Source organism: Synechococcus sp. WH 5701 (assembly GCF_000153045.1).
Lineage (GTDB): Bacteria > Cyanobacteriota > Cyanobacteriia > PCC-6307 > Cyanobiaceae > Regnicoccus_A > Regnicoccus_A antarcticus.
Genome location: NZ_AANO01000056.1, coordinates 1 through 1,626, shown reverse-complemented (window position 1 = coordinate 1,626; position 1,626 = coordinate 1). Strand labels below are relative to the sequence as shown.

Here is a 1,626-nt window from a genome sequence, read left to right as displayed (position 1 = left end):
AAAAACGCTACCGGTCCTGAAGGACCAAGGCATCACGGTGCACGACAACCGGGGAGGCCTCGCCATCCGTGACGGCCAAGGCCTGACGCACCTGGCTGCTGTTGAGGGTGCAAAGGCCCCGACCCAACTCCTGTCCATCGGGATCACGCAACAACACGGGCCGATTGGCCTCAAACTCACCCTTTACGGCCGTCACACCCACCAGCAACAGGGAGGCGCCGCGATGCAAGATGGCCTGACAAGCGCCTTGGTCCAGGCACAGTTCCCCCTCTGGAACCAAAACATGGGCCAACCAGCTACGACGGTTGCCGAGGGGTTCGGGGTGGGGATGAAAGACAGTGCCGCCGCGGTCTCCCTCGAGCAATCCGGCTAACCGAGCTGGATCACGTCCATCGGCCAAATGCACGGTCACCCCGCTCGCCGTCGCAATTCTGGCGGCAGCCAGCTTGGTGGTCATTCCCCCCGTCCCCCAGCGGCCACCATCCCCGGCCCCGGCCTCGAACTGCTTTAGATCGCGCGGATGATGCACATCCGTAATCGGTTGGGCATTCACATCGCAGCGCGGATCAGAGGAATACAGGCGATCCACATCCGTTAGGAGCAGGAGCTGATGGGCACCCACCGCTGTTGCCACCAACGCCGAAAGCGTGTCGTTGTCGCCAAAACGCAGTTCAGCTGAAGACAACGCATCGTTCTCATTAATCACAGGCAGAACACCCCAAGCCAAGAGCTGCTGCAACGTTCCCGATGCATTCTGGTAGCGGCGCCGATCGACCAAATCGGAACGGGTGAGCAGCACTGAGCCACGGAAAGGCCATGAATCGCCATCGCCCGCTCGTACAGAGCCATGAGGTATCCATGCCCCGTAGCGGCCGCCGCCTGGAGGGCGACGACGGTGTCGGGCCGCCTGGGAAGTTGCAGCTTTTGGCAGCCCAAACCAACCGCACCACTGGTGACCAACACCACCTGATCACCACGAAGCATGGCCGCGGCAACTCCGGAGGCATACCCCTCAATCGTTGCGGCAGTGTCCCCCCGCAACAGGCTGGTCCCAAGCTTCACAACCCACAGGGTCATGCCGTTGGCGCCCCCATCCATCCCGCAAGAGTGCGCTCAAGGCGTTGAACACGATCTTGGGAACAGGCGGTGCCGTCAGAACGAACTGGTCGGACAAGCACGGTGTAAAGCCCAAGACGATTTCCGCACAGCACATCGGTGAACAACCGATCCCCCACCATGGCGACACGATCCACGGGCAGGTCAAGGTCGGCTAGGACACGCCTCAAGGCCCCCCGACGGGGCTTTCCCGCTGCTGCGGTGAAACTGACATCGAGTTGATCGGCAACCGCTGCAATCCTGCTGTGGGAGGGGTTATTGCTGAAGAGATGCAGAGAGAATCGCTGCTTGGCATCGATCAGCCAAGCCAGAACAGGCTCTGGAAGTTTCACATCGCGCCCGGGAAGCAAGGTGCGATCGACATCCAAAACAGCCGCTTCAATGCCTTGCGCCGTTAGGTGAGACAGGGCCAGATGGGCAATGGTGAGCCCAGGGTCCCAATCGGGCTGCAGCCAATGTTGACCCATCATTCCGGCCATTCACGCTCCTCAAGCTCCGCCTCGATCCGGG

1 protein-coding gene and 1 pseudogene are annotated in these 1,626 nt (G+C 61.4%); both read right to left on the bottom strand.

The annotated features are described in order from the left end of the window. Positions 1-7 precede the first annotated feature (7 nt). Positions 8-1,077, bottom strand: a pseudogene (proB, locus tag WH5701_RS00305) (glutamate 5-kinase). After that, complete coding sequence (locus WH5701_RS16125; RefSeq protein ID WP_009790189.1) at positions 1,074-1,595, bottom strand: YqeG family HAD IIIA-type phosphatase; 522 nt, start codon at positions 1,593-1,595, stop codon at positions 1,074-1,076. Before WH5701_RS16125 ends, proB begins: the two are co-directional and overlap by 4 nt. Positions 1,596-1,626 lie beyond the last annotated feature (31 nt).